Source organism: Rhodococcus sp. 05-2254-6 (assembly GCF_002258565.1).
In the GTDB taxonomy this organism is placed as follows: Bacteria; Actinomycetota; Actinomycetes; order Mycobacteriales; family Mycobacteriaceae; genus Rhodococcoides.
On record NZ_NOZF01000020.1, the window covers coordinates 1 to 1457 of the forward strand.

At 61.2% G+C, this 1457-nt stretch carries 1 protein-coding gene; it reads left to right on the forward strand.

From position 1 onward, the window contains the following. Positions 1–160 precede the first annotated feature (160 nt). Positions 161–1306 carry an acyl-CoA dehydrogenase family protein gene (locus CH256_RS02900; RefSeq protein WP_032396497.1) on the forward strand — a complete coding sequence of 382 codons (1146 nt, stop codon included), beginning with the start codon at positions 161–163 and terminating at the stop codon, positions 1304–1306. Positions 1307–1457 lie beyond the last annotated feature (151 nt).

A 1457-nucleotide genomic window follows, 5' to 3' on the forward strand; every position in this document is an offset into this window, starting at 1 on the left:
AAGGTGAGGACGGCGAGCTCGGCGCCTGCCGCGGTGGTCGATCGAACGAGCGAAGTGGGTGCGTCAGCCATGGTTCGCATAGTGCCACACCGGTCCGGGACGGTTGTTACCAACGAGTATTGTTCGCTGATAACTCACCGTTACCGAGAGGAACAGATAGATGAAGCGCAGCTTGTTCGAGGCCGATCACGAGGACTTCCGCGCGTCGGTACGCGAATTCGTCACCCGGACCATCACACCGGTCGAGGAAAAGCTCGTCGAGCAGCGATACATCGACCGCGAGATCTGGCTCGAAGCCGGACGCAACGGCTTCCTGGGACTGGAAGTACCGGAAGAATACGGCGGCAGCGGAGCCGAGGACTACCGATTCAACGCCGTCCTCGCCGAGGAACTCGCCCGCTCGAGCGCCGCAGTGGCGTCGTGCTTCGGTATCCACGTGGACATCGTCGCGCCCTACTTGGTCAAGCTCACCACCGAAGAGCAGAAGAAACGCTGGCTGCCCGGCTTCTGCAGCGGCGAGATTCTCACGGCGATCGCGATGACCGAACCGTCCGGTGGCTCCGACCTGGCCGCGCTGAAGACCACTGCCGTCAAGGACGGAGACGACTTCATCATCAACGGTTCGAAGACGTTCATCACCAACGGCAACTCCGCAGACCTGGTCATCGTCGCCACCCGCACCACGCCGGAGAAGAAGGCCAAGGGCATCACGCTGTTCGCCGTCGAGAACGGCACCGAAGGATTCTCCCGCGGCCGCAAGCTCGACAAGGTCGGTCAGCCCGAATCCGACACGGCCGAGCTGTTCTTCGAGAACGTGCGCGTCCCGAGCTCGAACATGATCGGCGAGTTCGACGGCGGCTTCATCCACATGATGCAGCTACTCCCCCAGGAACGGATCAGCTGCTCGGTGGCCAACCTCGGACACGTCCGTCCCATTCTCGAGGAGACGCTGCAGTACGCCAAGGATCGCAAGGCATTCGGCCAGCAGATCGGCTCACTGCAGTGGAACAAGTTTCTGCTCGCCGAGCTCGTCACCAAACTCGATGTGGCACAGGCGTACATCGACAATTGCATCGCCGCACACGGGATCGGTGAACTGACCGCCATCGACGCCGCCAAGGCGAAGTGGTGGAGCTCGCAGGTGCAGAACGAAATCCTCGACCACTGCGTCCAGCTACACGGCGGCTACGGGTTCATGAACGAATACCGCGCCGCTCGGGCGTGGAAAGACGCTCGCGTGACCAAGATCTGGGCCGGATCGAACGAGATCATGAAGGAACTGATCGGACGCGATCTGGGGCTGTAGGTGAGTGCCTGCGGCAGTGGTGTGAACAAGTGCCCTGGAAGGCACCCAACCGCACCACTGCCGCAGGCACTTCGAAACAGACGAAGACCGGATACTCGGAATTTCTTCCGTGTATCCGGCCTTGTCACCGAGTTTCTGGCGGAATTTACTT